This window comes from Pseudomonas sp. SHLD1 (assembly GCF_028640935.1).
GTDB lineage: Bacteria > Pseudomonadota > Gammaproteobacteria > Pseudomonadales > Pseudomonadaceae > Chryseomonas > Chryseomonas aestiva.
Map to the genome: position 1 here is coordinate 526,548 of NZ_JAQZAD010000006.1, position 20,080 is coordinate 546,627.

19 protein-coding genes are annotated in these 20,080 nt (G+C 65.8%); 7 read left to right on the plus strand and 12 right to left on the minus strand.

What is annotated here, in order from left to right; translation table 11 throughout:
• Positions 1-54 precede the first annotated feature (54 nt).
• Together betC and PVZ77_RS02470 are read left to right on the plus strand one after the other, a co-directional pair.
• The gene (gene betC / locus PVZ77_RS02465) at positions 55-1,554 is read left to right on the plus strand and encodes a choline-sulfatase (RefSeq protein ID WP_273805815.1); all 1,500 of its coding nucleotides are present in this window, start codon (positions 55-57) and stop codon (positions 1,552-1,554) included.
• A gap of 21 nt (positions 1,555-1,575) precedes the next feature.
• Positions 1,576-2,493, plus strand: coding sequence for a choline ABC transporter substrate-binding protein (locus PVZ77_RS02470; RefSeq protein ID WP_158890080.1), 918 nt, complete (start codon positions 1,576-1,578; stop codon positions 2,491-2,493).
• A gap of 17 nt (positions 2,494-2,510) precedes the next feature.
• On the opposite strand, the gene norR is transcribed toward PVZ77_RS02470, so the two are convergent.
• Complete coding sequence (norR, locus tag PVZ77_RS02475; RefSeq protein ID WP_273805456.1) at positions 2,511-4,049, minus strand: nitric oxide reductase transcriptional regulator NorR; 1,539 nt, start codon at positions 4,047-4,049, stop codon at positions 2,511-2,513.
• Positions 4,050-4,180: 131 nt separating this feature from the next.
• Here norR and hmpA point away from each other — a divergent pair, with 131 nt between their 5' ends.
• Entirely contained in the window at positions 4,181-5,350 is a 1,170-nt protein-coding gene (gene hmpA, locus PVZ77_RS02480) for an NO-inducible flavohemoprotein (protein ID WP_273805455.1), read from the plus strand.
• 87 nt (positions 5,351-5,437) lie between these two features.
• Here the strand turns inward: hmpA and PVZ77_RS02485 are convergent, their stop codons facing one another.
• Entirely contained in the window at positions 5,438-5,665 is a 228-nt protein-coding gene (locus tag PVZ77_RS02485; RefSeq protein WP_273805454.1) for a DUF1161 domain-containing protein, read from the minus strand.
• 44 nt (positions 5,666-5,709) lie between these two features.
• A complete protein-coding gene (locus tag PVZ77_RS02490; RefSeq protein WP_017641514.1) occupies positions 5,710-5,925 on the minus strand; it encodes a dodecin in 216 nt (71 codons plus the stop codon).
• A 217-nt stretch (positions 5,926-6,142) separates the two neighbouring features.
• Between PVZ77_RS02490 and PVZ77_RS02495 the strand changes: the two genes are divergently transcribed.
• Positions 6,143-6,466: a DUF883 family protein gene (locus tag PVZ77_RS02495; protein ID WP_158890088.1), complete on the plus strand. Its 324-nt coding sequence runs from the start codon at positions 6,143-6,145 to the stop codon at positions 6,464-6,466.
• A gap of 39 nt (positions 6,467-6,505) precedes the next feature.
• Here the strand turns inward: PVZ77_RS02495 and PVZ77_RS02500 are convergent, their stop codons facing one another.
• Entirely contained in the window at positions 6,506-7,402 is an 897-nt protein-coding gene (locus PVZ77_RS02500; protein ID WP_273805453.1) for a LysR family transcriptional regulator, read from the minus strand.
• Positions 7,403-7,494: 92 nt separating this feature from the next.
• Here PVZ77_RS02500 and trpB point away from each other — a divergent pair, with 92 nt between their 5' ends.
• Both trpB and trpA read left to right on the plus strand, forming a co-directional pair.
• Complete coding sequence (gene trpB, locus PVZ77_RS02505; protein ID WP_273805452.1) at positions 7,495-8,703, plus strand: tryptophan synthase subunit beta; 1,209 nt, start codon at positions 7,495-7,497, stop codon at positions 8,701-8,703.
• Complete coding sequence (trpA, locus tag PVZ77_RS02510) at positions 8,700-9,506, plus strand: tryptophan synthase subunit alpha (RefSeq protein WP_273805451.1); 807 nt, start codon at positions 8,700-8,702, stop codon at positions 9,504-9,506. The genes trpB and trpA overlap by 4 nt, the downstream gene beginning before the upstream one ends.
• Before the next feature lie 732 nt (positions 9,507-10,238).
• Here trpA and PVZ77_RS02515 read toward each other — a convergent pair.
• From PVZ77_RS02515 to gbcA, 4 genes are all read right to left on the minus strand, one after another.
• Positions 10,239-10,649: a DUF2141 domain-containing protein gene (locus tag PVZ77_RS02515; RefSeq protein ID WP_133860259.1), complete on the minus strand. Its 411-nt coding sequence runs from the start codon at positions 10,647-10,649 to the stop codon at positions 10,239-10,241.
• Between the two features lie 10 nt (positions 10,650-10,659).
• Positions 10,660-11,292, minus strand: coding sequence for an HAD hydrolase-like protein (locus PVZ77_RS02520; protein ID WP_273805450.1), 633 nt, complete (start codon positions 11,290-11,292; stop codon positions 10,660-10,662).
• A gap of 97 nt (positions 11,293-11,389) precedes the next feature.
• A complete protein-coding gene (locus tag PVZ77_RS02525) occupies positions 11,390-13,015 on the minus strand; it encodes a methyl-accepting chemotaxis protein (RefSeq protein ID WP_273805449.1) in 1,626 nt (541 codons plus the stop codon).
• Positions 13,016-13,097: 82 nt separating this feature from the next.
• On the minus strand, positions 13,098-14,396 hold the full coding sequence (gbcA, locus tag PVZ77_RS02530) for a glycine-betaine demethylase subunit GbcA (protein ID WP_273805448.1): 1,299 nt from the start codon (positions 14,394-14,396) through the stop codon (positions 13,098-13,100).
• Between the two features lie 328 nt (positions 14,397-14,724).
• Here gbcA and PVZ77_RS02535 point away from each other — a divergent pair, with 328 nt between their 5' ends.
• Positions 14,725-15,822 carry a hybrid-cluster NAD(P)-dependent oxidoreductase gene (locus PVZ77_RS02535; protein ID WP_187980786.1) on the plus strand — a complete coding sequence of 366 codons (1,098 nt, stop codon included), beginning with the start codon at positions 14,725-14,727 and terminating at the stop codon, positions 15,820-15,822.
• Between the two features lie 68 nt (positions 15,823-15,890).
• On the opposite strand, the gene PVZ77_RS02540 is transcribed toward PVZ77_RS02535, so the two are convergent.
• From PVZ77_RS02540 to PVZ77_RS02555, 4 genes are read right to left on the minus strand one after another with little or no spacing between them, the layout of a single operon-like run.
• Positions 15,891-17,003 (minus strand): hybrid sensor histidine kinase/response regulator, encoded by a 1,113-nt coding sequence (locus tag PVZ77_RS02540; RefSeq protein ID WP_273805447.1) that lies wholly within the window; start codon positions 17,001-17,003, stop codon positions 15,891-15,893.
• The gene (locus PVZ77_RS02545; RefSeq protein ID WP_273805446.1) at positions 16,996-18,753 is read right to left on the minus strand and encodes an ATP-binding protein; all 1,758 of its coding nucleotides are present in this window, start codon (positions 18,751-18,753) and stop codon (positions 16,996-16,998) included. The genes PVZ77_RS02540 and PVZ77_RS02545 overlap by 8 nt, the downstream gene beginning before the upstream one ends.
• Positions 18,746-19,726 carry a SpoIIE family protein phosphatase gene (locus tag PVZ77_RS02550; RefSeq protein WP_273805445.1) on the minus strand — a complete coding sequence of 327 codons (981 nt, stop codon included), beginning with the start codon at positions 19,724-19,726 and terminating at the stop codon, positions 18,746-18,748. Before PVZ77_RS02550 ends, PVZ77_RS02545 begins: the two co-directional genes overlap by 8 nt.
• Entirely contained in the window at positions 19,723-20,076 is a 354-nt protein-coding gene (locus PVZ77_RS02555) for an ATP-binding protein (RefSeq protein ID WP_133860267.1), read from the minus strand. The genes PVZ77_RS02550 and PVZ77_RS02555 overlap by 4 nt, the downstream gene beginning before the upstream one ends.
• Positions 20,077-20,080 lie beyond the last annotated feature (4 nt).

Sequence of the window (20,080 nt, forward strand, 5' to 3'; positions counted from 1 at the left end):
ATGGACTACCCATAAGCAACCCTGATCCTAGCGGAGGCGCTCTTGTCCAAGCCGATGAACATCCTCTTTCTCATGGCCGACCAGATGGCGGCGCCCATCCTGCCGCTGTACGACGCCGCCTCGCCGATCAAGCTGCCGAATCTGCAACGCCTGGCCGAGCGCGCCGTGGTGTTCGATTCCGCCTATTGCAACAGCCCGCTGTGCGCACCCTCGCGCTTCACCCTGGTGAGCGGCCAGCTGCCGTCGAAGATCGGCGGCTACGACAACGCCGCCGATTTCGCCGCCGACGTTCCCACCTATGCCCACCACCTGCGGCGCCTGGGTTATCGCACGGCGCTGTCGGGCAAGATGCACTTCTGCGGACCGGACCAGTTGCACGGCTACGAAGAGCGCCTGACCAGCGACATCTATCCCGCGGACTACGGCTGGGCGGTGAACTGGGACGCGGCGGACGTGCGCCCGAGCTGGTACCACAACATGTCCTCGGTGCTGCAGGCGGGGCCCTGTGTGCGCACCAACCAGCTGGATTTCGACGAGGAGGTGGTCTTCAAGGCGCGTCAGTACCTCTACGATCACGTGCGTCGCGGCGATGACCAGCCCTTCTGCCTGACCGTGTCCCTGACCCACCCCCATGACCCCTACACCATTCCCCGCGAATTCTGGGACCTGTACAGCGAGGTCGACATCCCACTGCCGGAAGGCGCCATTCCCCAGGCCCAGCAGGACCCCCACAGCCAGCGCCTGCTCAAGGTGATCGATCTGTGGGACAAACCCCTGCCCGAGGCCAAGATCCGCGACGCCCGGCAGGCCTACTATGGTGCCTGCAGCTATGTCGACGCCCAGGTCGGCCACCTGCTCAAGACCCTGGAAGAGTGCGGTCTGGCCGACGATACCGTGATCGTCTTTTCCGGCGACCATGGCGACATGCTGGGCGAGCGCGGACTCTGGTACAAGATGCACTGGTTCGAGATGGCCGCGCGGGTACCGCTGCTGATCCATGCGCCCGGGCGCTTCGCCCCGGCGCGGGTGCAGGCCTCGGTGTCGACCATGGACCTGCTGTCGACCTTCGTCGAGCTGGCCGGCGGCCAGCTGCCGGATGAGCTGCCGCTGGACGGTCGCTCGCTGCTGCCGCACCTGGAAGGCCGGGCAGGGCACGACGAGGTCATCGGCGAATACCTGGCCGAGGGTACCGTCAGCCCGCTGTTGATGATCCGTCGCGGCGCCTACAAGTACATCCATTGCGAACTGGATCCGCCGCTGCTGTTCGATTTGCAGAACGATCCGCTGGAGCGCGAAAACCTGGCCGCCAGCCCCGACTATGCCGAGCTGCTCGCCAGCTTCCAGGCCGAGGTCCGCCAGCGCTGGGACCTGCCGCGCCTGCATGGCGAGGTACTGGCCAGCCAGCGGCGGCGGCGCTTCGTCGCGGCGGCCCTGGAGCAGGGCGAGCGGACCAGCTGGGATCACCAGCCCTTCGTCGATGCCAGCCAGCAATACATGCGCAATCACATCGACCTCGACGACCTGGAGCGTCGCGCGCGCTACCCTCAACCCTGAACCGCTAACTGGAGCACGGCCATGAAACACGGAATCATCGCTACCTTCACGCTGGCCCTGGTCAGCCTGTCGGCCCAGGCCGAGGACCAGGCCTGCGCAACGGTTCGCCTGGCCGATCCGGGCTGGAGCGACATCGCCGCCACCAACGCCCTCACCGGCGCGATCCTGAGTGCGCTGGGCTATACCGGCAAGGTCGAGACCCTGGCGGTGCCGATCATCTACGGCGGCATGCGCAACGGGCAGGTGGATGCCTTCCTCGGCAACTGGATGCCGGCGCAGCAGGCGCACTACGACCAGTTCGTGAAGACCGGGCAGGTCACCGAGCTGGCGCAGAACCTGGTCGGGACCGAATTCACCCTGGCGGTGCCCACCTATGTCTGGGAAGGCGGCGTGAAGAGCTTCGACGACCTAGCCAAGCATGCCGACCAGTTCGGCAAGAAGATCTACGGCATCGGTGCCGGCGCGCCGGCCAACCAGTCGCTGCAGAAGATCATCCAGGACAACGAATTCGGACTGGGCGGCTGGCAACTGGTGGAGTCCAGCGAGCAGGCCATGCTGTCCCAGGTCGGGCGGGCGGTGAAGCGCGACAAGTGGGTGGTCTTCCTCGGCTGGACGCCGCACCCCATGAACGTCGACTACCCGATCAAGTACCTGACCGGGGGAGACAAGTATTTCGGTACCGCCGGCACGGTGAACACCCTGACGCGCAAGGGCTACGCCGAGCAGTGCCCCAATCCGGCCCGCCTGCTGACCAACATGAAGTTCACCCTGGACATGGAAAACGCCGTCATGAGCGCCGCGCGGGACAAGGGCGGCAGCTACGACGCCGCCGCCAAGGCCTGGCTCAAGGCCCATCCCCAGGTGCTGGAGCCCTGGCTGCAGGGGGTCACCACCCGCGACGGCCAGCCCGGCCTGCCGGCGGTACAGAAAGCGCTCTGACCGCTATTCTCCGAGCGCTACTTGAGCCCTAGCCGCCGCGCCAGGCGGGCGAGGTTGGCGCGGTCCAGCCCCAGGGCGGCGGCGGCCAGGGTCCAATTCTGCCCATGCTGTTCCAGGGCCAGGGTAATGGTCTGGCGCTGGAAGGCCTCCGTGGCTTCACGCAGGGAGGCGGCGGGCAGGGCGGGATCCTCGTCGGGCAGGGCCGTGCTGCCCAGCGGCAGGCCGAGCTGATCGCTGTCCAGGGTCAGGATGCCGCCGCGTTCCTCGCTGCCGGCATGGGCCTTGAGCGCCGCCCGGCTGATGAGGTGGGAGAGTTCGCGCACGTTGCCCGGCCAGTCGTAGGCCAGCAGGGTGCGTTGCGCCGCGGGGGTCAGCCGGAGGCCGCGCAGGCCCAGGCGGGCGCGATTCTGCTCCAGGTAGAAACCGGCCAGTAGCAGGACGTCGCGGCCACGCTCGCGCATGGCCGGTACGGCCAGCGGATAGACGCTCAGGCGATGGTAGAGATCGGCGCGAAAGCGCCCGGCACGCACGCAGTCGGCCAAGTCGCGATTGGTGGCGGCGATGATGCGCACGTCCACCTTGAGATCGCGATCCGAGCCCAGCCGCTGCAACTGGCCGCTCTGCAGCACCCGCAGGAGCTTGGCCTGCACCGTCAGCGGCAATTCGCCCACCTCGTCGAGAAACAGGGTACCGCCATCGGCCAGTTCGAAGCGCCCGCGGCGTTCGCTGACGGCCCCGGAAAAGGCACCGCGCACATGGCCGAAGAGTTCGCTTTCCACCAGCGCCTCGGGCAGGGCCGCGCAGTTGAGGCTGATCAGCGGCCGCTGCTGGCGCAGGGAGCGGGCATGCACGGCTTCGGCCACCAGCTCCTTGCCGACCCCGGTCTCGCCGGTGATGAGCACCGCCAGGTCGCTGGCCGCCACGGTCTCGATCTCCTGGCGCAGGCGCAGGCTGGCCGGACTCTGGCCGATGAGTTCGCGAGGCCGCTGGTGCCCCACCGATTGCTGATAGGCCACGGTCAGCTCGTGCTCGCTGACGATGCGGGCAGAGAGCTGGCCGATGCGCTCGGCGGCGGCCACGGTGGCGGCGGCCAGCCCGGCAAAGGCGGCCAGGGTGGTGAGATCCTCGGGCTGGGCGTTCTGCGCCTGCAGCGAATCCAGGGTCAACAGGCCCCAGAGCTGGTCCTGCACATAGAGTGGACAACCCAGGCAGTCGTGGACCTCCAGATGCCCCTGCACGCCTTCCACCAGCCCGTCGTAGGGATCGGGCAGGTCGCAATCGAGGGCGAAGCGGGTGGGCGCGCGACTCGCCAGCAGCAGCGCCAGGCGCGGGTGCTCGCCGACCTTGAAGCGGCGGCCCAGGGTGTCGGCCGCGAGCCCGCGCACTGCCAGGGGCACCAGCACCTCGCCATCCAGGCGCAGCAGGGCCACCGCATCGAAGGGCAGGACCTGGCGCAGGGCGTCGAGCAGGCTGGCATAGCGCTGCTGATCGGGCAGGTCGCGGGCCAGATCTGCCACCAGTGGCACCATGGCTTCGAGCAGGGTGGTACGGGTCAATTTGACCTCAACGAGTCATAGGGACCTGGTCATTATGACCTGCCCTTCGGATAAAAGACTGATCTAGCGCAGTTTTTCGGTTGGCATGACTCGTGATACGAGCAGGGCAGTCCTGTTTGGAGATCCCTGCCATGCTGTCATCAGACCAAAAAGCCATCATCAAGGCCACCGTCCCCCTGTTGGAAACCGGCGGTGAAGCCCTGACCCGGCATTTCTACGACAAGTTGCTCGGCGACAACCCCGAGATCCGCCCGCTGTTCAACGGCGCCCACCAGGCCAGTGGTGCCCAGGCGCGGGCGCTGGCCCGGGCGGTACTCATGTATGCCCGCTACATCGACCGTCTGGACACCCTGGGACCGCTGGTGGAGCAGATCGTCAACAAGCACGTCTCGCTGCAGGTGCAGGCGGATCACTATCCCCTGGTGGGCATCGCCCTGCTGCAGAGCATCCGCGAAGTGCTGGGGGCCGAGGTGGCCACCGATGCCGTGATCGACGCCTGGGCCGCCGCCTATGGCCAACTGGCCAATCTGCTGATCGACGCCGAGGAACACCGCTATGCGGCCCAGGCCGAGGCGCCCGGTGGCTGGCGCGGCGGGCGGCCGTTCCGCATCGCCCGGATCGAGCCGGAAAGCGAAGAAATCAGCTCCTTCTACCTGGAGCCGGTGGACGGCCTGCCCACCAGCGTCGCCCGGCCTGGCCAGTACCTGGGGCTGAGTCTGATCCTCGATGGGGTGGAATACCGGCGCAACTACTCGATCTCGGCGGCCAGCGATGGCCGTGGCTACCGGATCAGCGTCAAGCATCAGCCGGGTGGGGTGGTCTCGCGCTACCTGCACACCGACGCCCATGAAGGCAGCGTGCTGCAGGTCTTCGCACCGGCCGGCGAATTCGTCCTGCAGGATTCCACCCGGCCGCTGCTGCTGATCGCCGGCGGGGTCGGCATCACGCCGTTGCTGCCCATGGTATCGGCGGCGCTGCCCAGCGGGCGACCGATCCAGCTGATCCACTGCACCCGGCATGTCGGGGTGCAGGCCTTCGGCCACTGGCTGGAAGAGCAGGCCGCCCACCATCCGCAATTGCAGCTGTACTTCTGCTACAGCGAGCCGGTGGCGGAAGAGGCCTACGCGTCACGGCTGGACCGGGCGCGCCTGCAGCGCTGGCTGCCCAAGGATCGCGACCTGGATGCCTACGTCCTCGGCCCGCAGCCCTTCATGGCGCAGGTACGGCGCGATCTGCTGGAACTGGGGGTGCCGGAGCAGCAGATCCGTCACGAGTTCTTTGGTCCCGCCACGGATCTCTGAAAGCAGAAACGCCCACTGTCTGGCGACCGTGGGCGTTTCTTCGAGAGCCAGGGTGCCGCCTCTGGGCGGCGCCTTGCCGTCAGTGACCTAGCGACGCTGGTAGACGACTTCCTTGCTACCGCCTTCGCAGCTGCCCACCACCTTGGCGGAGGCGCTGGCGCTGCCCTTGTCCACCACCTCGAGACTGTAGTGCGCTACCTGCTTGGCCTGCAGCTTGGCATCGATATCGGCCTTGACCGTGTCGCACGAGGTGCCAGCGGCGAAAGCACCGCCGCTCAGGGCCAACAAACCGAGGGTAATCACGACTCTACGCATCTTGCCTGTCCTTTTGCGAGGGGAGGGAGATCTTGAATAGTTGCTCAGCTGGCTTCGATACGGAAGCCGATCTTCAGGGTGACCTGATAGTGCGCCACCTTTGCGTCCTGGATATGACCGCGGATTTCACCCACTTCGAACCATTCCAGGTTCTTTACCGACTTGGAAGTCTCGGCGAGGGCATTATTAATGGCGTCCTCGACACTGGTCGTGGAAGAGCCAACAATTTCCAGCTTCTTGTAGGTGTGATGATCGGACATGAAAATCTCCTGGGTCAGCAATGACGGGCGCTGCAGCGGATAGCCGGCAACGCGTTGACCGGTGTCGCGGTCGACTCGCCGGGAAGGGTGCTTCTGACATTTGAGGCCGCGAAAGGCCCCGATAAGTTCACTGCCAGGCTCTCGCCCACCGCTTTGCAGCACTTTCCAACGCCTCGGTAGTCACATTTCCTGAATCCGTCCATCCCAGGAGGTTGTCATGGCCCGTAACACCGATTACCAGGCGTCCATCGCCAGCATCGAGAACGAAATCAACAGCCTGCTCGACTCGCTGGCATCGTTGAAGAAGAACGCTGCACGCGAATCCCGCAGCAGCCTGAATTCCTTCAAGAGCACCGCTCGTGACGCCCTGCATCATTCGGGCGATTCGCTGGAAGAAGTCTATGACGACGTACGTCGTCTGACCCGTCAGTACGGTCGCGCCGCCAGTGGCGTGGCGCGCGAACATCCCTGGGCTACCGTCGGCATTGCCGCTGGCGTGACCGTCCTGGTCGGCTGGGCATTGCTGCGCGGCGACCACTGATCGCGGTAGTCCGAGGCATCCTGCGCGATGCCTCGGGCGCTAGCGTTCGGCCAGCTCGGTTCTGAGCCAGGCCGCCAACCGCTCCACCCGCTCATCCGCCAGCCGACCTGGCGCCCATAGCGCCAACTCCGCACCGGTCGCTGCGAAGCCCCAGGGCGCAACCAGTCTGCCCGCCTTCAGATCCGCCGCCACCAGTGGCTCCGGCGCGATCGCCACGCCCAATCCAGACAGCGCCGCCTCCAGCAGGTAATAGAGGTGCTCGAAGCCCTGCCCGTAATCCAGCACCGGCGCCTCCAGGCCCTGGGTGGCGAACCACTGTGGCCAGGCCTGGGGCCGCGACAGCGTGTGCAGCAGCCGTTCGGCCAGCAAGGCCTGCAAGTCGCCGTCCCTGAGCCGCAGATAGGCCGGGCAGTAGGGACTCAGCACCGGCCCGATGCGCTCGGGCGCCAGGTGATAGGGCAGGACGTCCGGAGGGGGCGCGGTCTCGGTGAACAACAGGCTGGCGTCCAGGCCGGCGGCGGCCAGCGGGGTGTCGTCGGTACGGGTCGAGAGGTGCAGGCGCAGCTCCGGCAGATCGCGATTGAGGCGATCCAGCCGCGGAATGAACCAGCGCGCCACCAGGCTGCCCGGGCAGCCCAGCACGAACGGCCCCCGGCGACTGCCGGCCTTGAGTTCGGCGCTCACCTCACGCAATCGCTCGAAGACCTCGCCACTCACCTCGCGCAGGCGCAGCCCCGCTTCGGTCAGCGCCAGCCCCCGGCCTTCGCGGCGAAACAGCGCCACCCCCAGCTGTTCCTCCAGGGCACGGATCTGGCGACTCACGGCACCATGGGTCACATGCAGTTCGTCCCCGGCGCGGCTCATGCCACCTAGACGGGCGGTGGCCTCGAAGGCACGCAGGGCATTCAGCGGGGGCAGGTCGCGGGGATCGCTCATCTGTGAGATTTCCTGACGGGTCATCGCGATCTTATCGATTTATCAGCGGCACTCAAGCAGGTAAGGTAGATCCATCTTCGCAGGAGAATCCCATGACCCAGTTCGCTTATCGCCAGGGCCCCGACGCTCAAGGCATGTTCGGCCAGTTCGGTGGTCGCTATGTCGCCGAAACCCTGATGCCGCTGGTCCTCGATCTGCAGCGCGAATACGAGACCGCCATGGAGGATCCGGCGTTTCTCGAGCAGCTGGCCTACTTCCAGCGCGACTACGTCGGCCGGCCCAATCCGCTGTACTTCGCCGAGCGCCTGACCGAGCACTTCGGTGGTGCCAAGATCTATCTCAAGCGCGAAGAGCTGAACCACACCGGCGCGCACAAGATCAACAACTGCATTGGCCAGATCCTGCTGGCCAAGCGCATGGGCAAGACCCGCATCATCGCCGAGACCGGCGCCGGCATGCACGGCGTGGCCACCGCTACCGTCGCCGCGCGCTTCGGCCTGCCCTGCGTCATCTACATGGGCAGCACCGACATCGACCGCCAGCAGGCCAACGTCTTCCGCATGAAGCTGCTGGGTGCCGAGGTGATCCCGGTCACGTCCGGTACCGGCACCCTCAAGGACGCCATGAACGAGGCGCTGCGCGACTGGGTGACCAATGTCGCCGACACCTTCTACCTGATCGGCACCGTGGCCGGTCCGCACCCCTATCCGGCCATGGTCCGCGATTTCCAGGCCGTGATCGGTCGCGAGACCCGCGCGCAGATCCTGGAGAAGGAAGGACGCCTGCCCGACAGCCTGATCGCCTGCGTCGGCGGCGGCTCCAATGCCATGGGCCTGTTCCATGAATTTCTCGATGACCGGGACGTCGCCATCATTGGCGTCGAGGCCGGCGGCCACGGCGTCGACACCGACAAGCATGCCTCCAGCCTCAACGGCGGGGTGCCCGGCGTACTGCACGGTAACCGTACCTTTCTGCTGCAGGACGACGATGGCCAGATCATCGATGCCCACTCCATTTCCGCCGGCCTGGACTATCCCGGCATCGGCCCAGAGCACGCCCACTTGCACGACGTGAAGCGCGTGGAATACGTGCCGATCAACGATGACGAGGCGCTCAAGGCCTTCCACCAGACCTGCCGTCTGGAAGGCATCATTCCGGCGCTGGAAACGGCTCACGCCCTGGCCGAGGCCTACAAGCGTGCACCGCACCTGCCCAAGGACCACCTGATGGTGATCTGTCTCTCGGGTCGCGGCGACAAGGACATGCAGACCGTGATGAGTCACCTGGGAGACAAGCTATGAGCCGCCTGGAAACCCGCTTCGCTGCGCTGAAGGCCGAGGGCCGCGCGGCTCTGGTCACCTACACCACCGCCGGCGATCCGAACTACGACACCGCCCTGGCCATCCTCAAGGGCCTGCCGGCGGCCGGTGCCGACGTCATCGAGCTGGGCATGCCCTTCACCGATCCCATGGCCGACGGCCCGGCCATCCAGGCTGCTGCCCTGCGGGCGCTGCAGGCGGGCCAGAATCTGGCCAAGACCCTGGAGATGGTGCGCGACTTCCGCCGCGGGGAAGGCGAGACGCCACTGGTGTTGATGGGCTATTACAATCCCATCCATCGTTATGGTGTGGAGCGCTTCCTGGCGGAAGCCGCCGAAGCGGGCGTGGATGGCCTGATCGTGGTCGACCTGCCGCCCGAGCACGACGCCGAGCTGGCGCTGCCGGCCCAGGCCGCCGGCATCGACTTCATCCGCCTGACCACCCCGACCACCGATGACGCCCGCCTGCCGCGCGTACTTAATACCAGCTCCGGCTTCGTCTACTACGTGTCCGTCGCTGGCGTGACCGGTGCCGGCTCGGCCACCACCGAGCACGTCGAGGCCGCCGTGGCGCGCCTGCGCCGCTTCACCGACCTGCCCCTGGCCGTCGGCTTCGGCATCCGTACCCCCGAGCAGGCGCGGGTGATCGCCCGCATCGCCGATGGTGTGGTGGTGGGCTCGGCGTTCGTCGATCAGATCGCCAAGGCAGAGTCCTCGGGTGCTGCCATCGACGGCGTGCTTGGCCTCTGCAAGCAGCTGTCGGACAGCGTACGCACTGCGCGCTAGGCCTTCGCCAGCTCTTCAAAAGACCGCTTCGGGCGGTCTTTTTTTATGCCTGGACAGCCTGCAAGCTGTGCATAACTCTGTGGGCAGTCTGTTCGCTTTCAACGCAAAGCCGCTTGCCAGAAGGGCTGGCCGAGCATCGGGCCTGTTGATCGAATCCGTTACGGCGTGATCCGCCGAGTCAGGCTGCGAACATTGGATGGCTTTGCCGTCATTGCCCGACAGGTAAAGGCTGTGGATAAGCCCTGGGCAAGTTGTCAGCAACCGATCAGGGGGTTGTCTGGATAAAATTGCTCAATAAATAGCCAATTCGATTCAGGTCACCTGAACAGCCGGTAGCGGACTCGGCCTCCCGGCTTTCCCACATCTGCTGTGTGCGTGCCTGTGGAAAAGATGTGGGACCTGACCTGTACGCCATGGCTGGCAAGGCCTGCAGAGGATCGTACAAAAAGTGATCAATCCGCTTTCGAGTATTTTCCACAACCCACAATAGAGCTGCATAGGCCTGTGGATAGGTTGTTTGTCTAGTGCCAGAGACCAGAGCTGGCGCGGCTTCCAGGGAATCGATCAAATAATGACCAGTTTTCCGGGATATTCCCGAGTCAAGGGATTTCTGCTGTCATCCCAAGGAGTTATCCACGTCTGTTCAACGCCGGGCTCAACGATCGCCGCTAAAAGCCTTGTGGATAACTCTGTTGATTTTCTGTTTGGAAGCCTGTGCATGACCGCTGTGGCCTAGCGCAGCGTCACCTGCTGGCGCAGGCCTGTGGCCGGCAGGGTGAAGGCGCATTCCTCGAAGGTGGCCATGCGCATGCGCAGTGGCGGATTGTTGCTGTAGCCGTATTGTTCGGTGGGCATGCCGATGAAATTGGTGTCCAGCTGGCTGTTGCCGTTGCTGTCGTGGATGACCGATACGGCGTAACGCCCGGGCGGCAGCTCGAAGCGCTGCTCCTGGGCACCCGCCTGCGCGGCGAGATGGGCCTGGGCCACCGGTGTCTTGTGCTCCTTCCAGGCCGCTTCGCTGTCGAACACCGCCAGCAGCAGCTGGCCCCCCGAGGCGTCGACCGTCTCGACCCGCACCTGCAGTTCGGCGGCGTGCAAGAGACCGCTTAGACAGAGACCAGCGACCAGCAACAGAGACTTCATGGGCATTCCTTCAGCAGGGAGAGGTCGTCAGCCGCAGCAGCTCGGCCGGCTGTTCGAAGAAGAGATCGGGGCGCTGCGCGTGCAGCGCCGCCGGGCAGCCATAGCCCCAGGCCACGGCGGCGCAGCCCAGACCGGCGCGGCGCGCGGCCTGGAGATCGCGTAGCTCGTCGCCCACATAGAGCGCATCGGCCGGCGCGACGCCCTGTCGACGGATCAGGCGTGTCAAGCGCCGGGCCTTGCCCAGCAGGGGGATGTCGAATTCGCCAGCGGCGAACAGACGTCCGGCCTGGGGCAGCACCTGGTGGACGGCCGCGGCGGAATTGGAGGTCGCCAGGCCCAGTTGCAGGCCGCTGGCCTGCAAGCGGTCGAGGGTGGCGGGAATCTCGGCGAAGGGCAGGACCTGATCGCCCCGCTGGACCAGCAGCCGGCGATAGTGCCGGGCGATGCGTGGCACCTGCCAGAGGGGGATGCCCAGGTTGTCGAGCAGACCGGTCAGGGAAGCAGCGCGCAGCCGGGGCCACTCGTCGGCGGTCGGCTGGCGAAAGCCATGGGTCCGCGCCAGCTCGCCCAGGTAGCTCAGCAGAAAGGGCAGGCTGTCCGCCAGGGTGCCGTCGAAGTCGAAGATGACGTAGCGATAGCTCATGCGAGAGAGGCGCGGTGGGCGAAGGCGCCAGCGTAGCGGTCGCCTCCCGGTTTTGCCACCGCGACGGGGTCCGGCAGGGGTTTCCCTGCCGGACAGGTCACACGCGGAAGCGGCGGATCTGGCCGTTGAGCTCCACCGCCAGTTCGGAGAGCTGCTGGCTGGCGGCGCGCGTCTGTTCGGCTCCGGCGGCGGTCTGCACCGACAGATCGCGGATACGCACCAGGTTGCGATCCACCTCGCGGGCCACCTGAGCCTGTTCTTCGGCGGCGCTGGCGATCACCAAGTTGCGCTCGTCGATGCCCGACACCGACTGGGCAATGGCGGCCAGGGCGGCGTTGGCCGACTGCGCCTGCTCGCGGGTCTGGCGCGCCTGGTCGGCGCTGGTCAGCAGCGCATCGACGGTCTGCCCGGTGCCCTGCTGGATGCTGCCGATCATGCCTTCGATCTCGCGGGTGGATTCGCCGGTGCGATGGGCCAGGGCGCGGACCTCGTCGGCGACCACGGCGAAGCCGCGACCGGCATCACCGGCACGCGCGGCTTCGATGGCGGCGTTGAGCGCCAGCAGGTTGGTCTGTTCGGCGACCGAGCGGATCACGTCCAGCACCTGGCTGATATTGCGGGTCTGCTCGGCCAGCTGGCGGGCCTGTTCGCTGGCACCCAGCACGTTCTCGGTCAGCACCTCGATGGCGCCCAGGGTATCGCCCAGCTGACGCTGGCCCTGGCGCGCGGTATCGGCGGCCTGGCGCGATTCGGACGAGGTGGAAGTGGCATTGCCGGCCACTTCGTCCACCGCCTGGCTCATCTCGGTGACGGCGGTGGCCGCCATCTCGATCTCGCTGTTCTGCTGTTGCAGGCCGTGGGCGCTCTCCTGCATGACCGCGGTCATCTCCTCGGCGGCGGAGGCCAGCTGGGTAGCGGAATGGCCCAGGTGCCCCAGGGTGTCGCGCAGATTGGTCTGCATCTGCTGCATGGCCTGCAGCAGCTGGGCGGCTTCGTCGTGACCGCGGGTATCCAGGGTCTGGGTCAGATCGCCACTGGCGATGGTCTGGGCGGCAGCCACGGCCTCGGCGATGGGCCGGGTCATGCTCAGGGTCAGGCGCCAGGCCAGCAGCACGGTCAGACCCAGGGCCAGGGCGATGACGATCCAGGTGATGGAGGTGGCCTGGGCATAGGTGTCGCCGGAGTACTTGGAGGCAGCCTTGATGTCTTCCTGGTTGATCTTGCGCAGGGCTTCGGTGCGCTCGTTCATCTGCACGCCGAGCTGGGCCATGCTGGTCTGGATCAGGCTGCGGGCCTCGTCGAGTTTGCCGGCCCCGATAAGGTCGGCCAGTTGCGCGGTGTAGCGTACATAGTCGCCATGGATCTGGCGCAGGGCATCGAAGGCCTGGCGCTCGCGATCGCTGCTGACGAGTTTTTCATAGCGACCGAAACCCGCGCCGATGTCGGCATTGATGCTGTCGATCTTCTTGCGCGTGTTGGCGACGGTGGCGGCGTCCGGAATGGCCAGCAGGCGCAGCACCTCGACCCGGGTGCGGGCCAGTTGCAGGGCAAGGTTGTCGGCTTCGACGATGCTGGGCACGTTGTTGGTCTCGATCACCTGGCCCTGGGTACGGATCTGCGAAAGTTGCAGCAGTCCGAACAGGCCCAGGCTGGCCACGAGGATGGCCAGCAGGCCGAAACACAACACACTGCGAATGGCGAGGGAGAAGGAACGAAAGGTCACGGCGGCAGCCCCGGTGAAGAGTGAGGCCTCCTTTAACGGCTAGGGTCGCCGTGACTTTATGGTCATTCGTCCTAAATCTGACTTATGCGCTGGTAGAGCCGACCTGATGCAGGTGGGGCGCCGGTTGTTCCTCGCCCAGATTCTTGAGCAGGCGCTCACTGTACCAGTCGATGAAGTTGATCACGCCGAACTCGTAAGTCTTGGAGTAGGGGCCCGGCTGATAGGCCTTGGAATTGATGCCGCGCTGGTTCTCCTCGGCCAGGCGACGATCCTGGTCGTTGGTGGCATCCCAGACCTTGCGTAGGTTGACCGGATCGTAATCGACGCCTTCCACGGCATCCTTGTGCACCAGCCACTTGGTGGTCACCACGGTCTCGGTCGGACCCAGCGGCCAGACGGTGAAGACGATCATGTGATCGCCCATGCAGTGGTTCCAGGAGTGCGGCAGGTGCAGGATGCGCATGGAGCCCAGGTCCGGGTCCTTGATGCGCCCCATGAGTTTCTTGCAGCCGGGCTTGCCGTCCATGGTCATGGAGACGGTACCGGCGAGCAGCGGCATGCGCACGATGCGGTTGCGCAGGCCGAAGCTGGCATGGGCGTAGGGGATGTTGTCGGCGTCCCAGCGACTGGTGCAGGCGGCGACCTGATCCTTGAACGCCTGGGAGGCGCGCGGATCGGTGACGTCGTCCCACTCCAGCAGGGTGTTCAGCAATTCGGGGTGGGAGCCGCTGCAGTGGTAGCACTCGCGGTTGTTTTCCAGCACCAGCTTCCAGTTGGCCTGCTCGACCAGATCGGTGCGCACCGCGACCTTGGCATTCTCCATGTCGTACGGCTCCATGTAGTGCTCGAGCGTACGCAGGAAGTCGTCGATGGCTGGTGGCTCATCGGCCAGGGAGATGAAGATGTAGCCGCCGGCGGTCTTGACGTGGACCGGCTTGAGGTTGAAGTCGGCCATGTTGAAGTCGGCGCCCATCTCGCTGCCGGCGAACAGCAGGCGGCCGTCCAGCTCGTAGGTCCACTGGTGGTAGGGGCAGACCAGCTTGGCGACCTTGCCCTTATCGCTCACGCAGAGGCGCGAACCCCGGTGGCGGCAGACGTTGTGGAAGGCATGCACCTTGCCCTCGGCACCGCGGACCACCAGGATGGGGTTGTCGCCCAGCTGCAGGGTGATGAAGTTGCCCTTGGTGGGGATCTCGCAGGTCATGCCGGCGATCAGCCATTCCTTGCCGAAGATCTCCTGCATGTCGATCTGGAACAGGCGCTCGTCGTTGTAGAACGGCTGGGGCAGGGAGTAGGTGCGCTCGCGGGTGCGCAGCATCTCGGCCGTGGCCTTGCGGGCCGGATCGAGAGGGTCGCCCAAACTCAAGGTGCTGACGTCCATCGTACATCCTCGTGGCCACCGCGGCGGGTGGCGAAAGTGGTTGGTCACGGTACTGCAAGGCTATTGGCCGACGGGGCAGGGCCGCCGAATGACCCTAGGTTTCGCCCATCGCGCGCTGTTCAGGTTCGGCTTGGGGCGGAGTGTGGGGCCGGAGCCGGGAGGGGGCCTTGCTCATGGGCGACATGGCCGACGCTGTTCACGACGCCCCAGCCCTTGCCACTGCTGGGCCGGTCGCCATCGACATGTGGATGTCGCGATTGGGAAAGTGGCGGTCGTGGGGCCCTCCCAGAATCGCCGCCAATAGCCCCAGTGGCAGTCGAGGTGCGTCATGAATACCTTCCTCAATCCCGTAACCACCCAGACTTGGACCAATGGCCGCCACCCCGTGCGCTGCGTCAAGGTCATCCAGGAAACCTGGGACGTACGCACCTTCTGCTTCACCGCCGAAATCCCGCTGATGTATTTCTTCAAGCCGGGCCAGTTCGTGACCCTGGAGCTGGAGATCGACGGCCGTCAGGTGATGCGCTCCTACACCATCTCCAGTTCGCCCTCGGTGCCCTACAGCTTCTCCATCACCGTCAAGCGCGTGCCGGGTGGTCAGGTGTCCAACTGGCTGCACGACAATCTCAAGGTCGGCGACAACCTGGCGGTGCACGGTCCGGTCGGGCTGTTCAATGCCATCGACTATCCCGCCGACAAGGTGCTCTACCTCTCCGGCGGCGTCGGCATCACCCCGGTGATGTCCATGGCGCGCTGGTTCTACGACACCAACGCCAGCGTCGACATGGTCTTCGTGCACAGCGCCCGTACCCCGCGCGACATCATCTACCAGGGTGAGCTGGAGCATATGGCCGCGCGGATCGACAACTTCGCCCTGAATCTGGTGTGCGAGCGCACCGAGCACGGTGAGTCCTGGGCCGGTTTCCGTGGCTACTTCGACCGCCGCATGCTGGAGCTGATGGCACCGGACTTCCGCGAACGCGAGATCTTCTGCTGCGGCCCCACGCCCTACATGAATGCCGTCAAGGCCATGCTCCGCGAGCTGGACTTCGACATGACCCGCTACCACGAGGAGTCCTTTGGCGCGACGCCGCCGGAAGCTAAGGTCGAGGCCGCCGAACAGGCCGAAGCCGCTGCCGACTTGCCGCCGATTCCCCTGGAAGCCCAGTGCCTGATCTCCTTCACCGAGAGCGACAAGAGCGTCAGCATCGGCCCGGGCGAGACTATCCACGGCGCCGCGGCTAAGCTCGGCCTGCACATTCCCAAGGCCTGCGGCATGGGCATCTGCGGCACCTGCAAGGTGCTCAAGAAGAGCGGCGAGGTGGTCATGGACCATAACGGTGGCATCACCGAGGAAGACGAAGCCGAAGGCTACATCCTGTCCTGCTGCAGCATCCCGCAGGGAGACGTGCAGATCGAATTCTGAGGAGGACGGTGGGGCTGAGACAGCTCTATGGTCGAAGCCCAACCTACATCCGGTCCGTAGGCGCTGGGCTAGGCCAGGCGCAGCGGCAGGTGCAGGGTGATGACCACCTCGCCCGCGCCATTGGCGAAGCGTGCCTCGCCGCCGAAGCTTTCGCTAAGCGCCTTGACGATGGGCAGGCCCAGGCCCCAGCCGCGCTTGTCACTGCGGGTGGAGATGAAATAGGGCGTGGCCAGATTGGCCAGGACTTCGTCGGGAAACTGCCCAAGGTTGCGCAGCTCCAGCATGACCTGATCATCCGCCAGCCACTGGCGGACCCGGATCGGCGTCCCCGCCTCGCCGTGCTTGGCGGCGTTGAGCACCAGGTTGTCGAAGATGCGCAGAAAGGCGTATCTGTCCCACAGCACCTCCAGCTCCGGCGTCTCCAGCTGCAGATCGAGGTGGTTGCTGAATTGCAGCTGCAGATTGGCCGCGGCCTCGTTCAGCAGCGGACCCAGCACCAGCGGATCACCGCTGAGGCGGACACCGCCACCCAGGCTCATGTGGCTGATATCCAGCACGTCGGTGATCATCTGGTTCATGCGCTGCAAATTGTCGTGCAGGGTTTGCAGCAGATCGTCGGTACGCCGCGCCGGACTGCGCTGCATCAGGTTGACCACCATAGTGGCGGCGGTGAGCGGCGAGCGTAGGTCGTGGTTGAGCGATCTCATGAAGCGTTCGAGCATGACCTTTTCCGCCTGCAGGTTCTCGCTGCGGGCGATAGCCGAATTGCGCTGCTGCTCCATGTGCCCGACCCGGGAGCTGGCCTTGAGCAGGGCGCCGACAGTGGCCAGCACTTCTTCCGGATTGATCGGGTGGGTCAGGTAGGCCTGAGCCCCGGTGTTAAAGCCCTGGGCCTTGTCCTTGCCGGAGACGAAGGTGGCCGAGATGTTGATAATGGCTGGTAACCGGCCCCAGCCGCACTTGCGCTCGATGGCCTGGATCAGCTCGAAGCCGGTGGTGTCCGGCAGATTGACGTCGATGATCACCAGTTCGACGGATTCGTCAATCAGCGCCAGGCCACTAGCGCCGCTGGCTGCTTCCAGGACCTCATAGTGGCTCTGGCTGACGAGGATCTTGCGCAGCACATAGCGATTGGCTTCGGTGTCGTCGATGATGACGATGCGGCGCAGGGCGCTAGTCATCGGACAGGCTCCGCGCCAGGGCGCAGACCTCGGCCAGCAGCCGCTCGGCGTGATCGGGGGCATGCTTGAACAGGATGGCATGGCAATAGTCCTGCAGCCGCTGGCAACCCGCCTCGTCCAGCGGCTGGGCAGTATTGATCAACACCCGCCGGTGCATGCTCCAGTCCATGCTGGCGAGCAGGTCCTCACCGTTGATGTCGGGCAGGTCGAGGTCGAGGATGATGATGTCCGGGCGCACGGCGTTGAGGCGATCCAGGCTGCTGCGGGCGCTGTCGGCCTCCAGCAGGACCGGATTGAGGCGTTCGAGGGTGCGGCGGACCAGATAGCGATCCCCTTCGTTGTCCTCGATCACCAGCACGGTGAGGCCGCTGAGATCAGGTTCCGGCGCGGCATCCCGGTGGCTGGCGTAGTGGCGTGGCAGAAGCAGGGTGAAGCGACTACCGCGACCGACCGCGCTGTCGAGGGACAGCTCGCCACCGAGCAGCACGGCCAGGCGCTGGGCGAGGGGCAGGCCCAGGCCGGTGCCTTCGATGTGGGTCAGGTGCGGCGAGCGAATGCGCTCGAACTCCTCGAAGATCTTCTGCTGATCCGCGGCGGCGATGCCGATGCCGCTGTCTTCCACCAAGAATTCCAGGCTGGCGTCGTCCGGCTGGAATACCTGGATGCGCACCTGGCCCTGGGGGGTGTATTTGAAGGCGTTGGAGATCAGGTTGCGCAGCACTTGGAACAACCGACTCTCGTCGGTATCCAGCAGCACTTCCGCAGGTGGCGGCGCGACGCTGAAGCTGACCTGGGGATAGCGTGGCGCCAGGGCCGCGGCGAACTGTTCGAGGCGATCGATGAAGGGCGCCAGGGCAAAGGGCTGGGGCACGATGGTCAGACGCCCGGACTGCACCTCGGCCAGGGCCAGCAGCTCGCTGACCAGATTGGCCAGTTCCAATGCTGCGTCGCTGATGAAGCGCACCTGGCGCTGCTGTTCGGCATTGAGTGCCCCGTCCACGCCGCTGGCGAGCAGCTTGGCGACATTCTCGATGATGTTGATCGGGGTGCGGAATTCATGGGTCATGTTGGAGAAGAAGCGCGTCTTCGCCTCGCTGGCCTCCTTGAGTTCCTGGGTGGCCTTTTCCAGCTCGGAATAGAGCGCCACCACGCCCTGGTTGGTGTTTTCCAGTTCCTTGTTGGTGACTTCCAATTCCGACTGGCGCAGTTGCAGTTCGGTGTTGGTCAGCAGCAGCTCTTCGCTCTGCAGGCGGATCTGCTGATAGGGATCCGCTGGCGGACTGCCCTGCAATTCGGCCGTCAGCGCCTGCAGCAGCGCGGCCTCGGGAAAGGCGAGTGGCGCCTGGTACTTGCGGGCGGTGATGCGGGTACCGGCAGAGGAGGTCTGGATGTCGAAGTCATCGAACAGCCGCTGGGCGCCGCGCAGGCCGATGCCCATGCCGGTGCTGGAACGATAGCTGCCCGCGCGGATAGCCTCCATCTCGGCGATGCCCGGACCCTGGTCGATCGCACGCACCTCCAGGCCGCGCAGGCGCTGGCCTTCGTCACGCAGCAGGGCGAAGTCGAACTGACCGCTGCCGGCATACTGATGGATGTTGCGCGCCAGTTCGGAGACGGCGGTGGCCAGGCGGATCTGCTCCAGCATCGGCCAGTCCAGGGCCGCGGCCAGGCGCTTGGCGGCCTGGCGGCAATGCACGATGTCCTGCTCGCTGCGCAGGGCGAGGGTCAACAGGGGCAAGACGTCAGACATGCTTGAGTACCAAGACGGTGGCATCGTCGGCGGAACGCCGGAAATCACGATGCAGGAGGGCGGCGATCAAGGCCGGATGGCGCGCCCCGAGCCCGGAGTGCTCGCCCAGTCCCACCTTGGACGTCAGTCCATCGGAGTTCAGCACCAGCAGGGTGCTGGGTGTCCAGGGGTAGGTGTAGGTCTGGATCCGCCCGATCCGGTAGCCCAGGGTGCCATTGTTGGACACCAGGCTACGCGAGGTGTTGCCGAGCAGGCGTCCGGCGATGTTGCCGATGCCGCAAAAGCTCACCTGGCCCTGATCCGGGTCCAATTCGGCCAGCGCCAGGGCGGCGCCGCGGGTGTCCATTAACGCCTGGTGCAGATTCTCCATCAGCCGCTGCAGCGGCAGGTGCGTGCCATGGCGCAGGAACACCTCCCGTGCCCGCCGACTAGCCATGGCGGCCTGCTGGCCATGCCCCAGACCGTCGCACACCAGCAGGCGCCGTCCGCTGACCGCCCAGGTGTCACCGCAGACCTGTTCCTCGGGGTGTGGCGTGCACAGGGCGCCATGCTGCAACCGGGTACCGGGTGCTCCGGCCAGATGGAAGCGCGCCAGCACCACCGTCCCCTGGCCGGGTCGCGAATGGATGTCGAAGACATCGGACTGCCGGCGGATCGCCCCCAGACCGGCACCCAGGGTGGCCGCCGTGCTGTAGTGATCGCTCAGGCAGCGGGCGACGTCGTGCATGCCCGGGCCGCGATCCACCGCCAAAACATCCAGCACGCCTTCGCCGCTCAAGGTGGCCAGGAGCTCGCCGTGCCCGGCATGGCGAACCAGGTTGTAGCCCAGCTCCTGGGCAACGATGGTCAGGCGCCCCAGTAGGGTTTCATCGGTGGTGACGCTAGTGGCCAGCCGGACCAGGGCACGCCGGGCGGCATCGACATGGACCGTGGTGGTCACCGGCAGCACCAGGCTGCACGGCTGGTCGTTCATCGCCACTTCCAGAGTTCGACGGTGGTGCCCTGGCCGGGCTGGCTGTCGATGTGGAAGTCGTCCACCAGTCGCCGCGAGCCGGACAGGCCGAGGCCCAGGCCCTTGCCCGAGGTGTAGCCATCGACCATGGCGCGGTCGAGATCGGCAATACCCGGACCCTGGTCGCGGATCACCAAACGGATCGCCGGCTTGCCGGCGCGCTGCGTCTCCTCGATCAGACATTCGCCGCCCAGCCCGTAGACCAGGCCGTTGCGCGCGATCTCGCTGGCCGCGGTGACGATCTTGGTCTGGGAGATCAAGCCCAGGCGGATGGCTTCGGCGACCTTGCGCACCTGCTGACGGATCAGCACGATG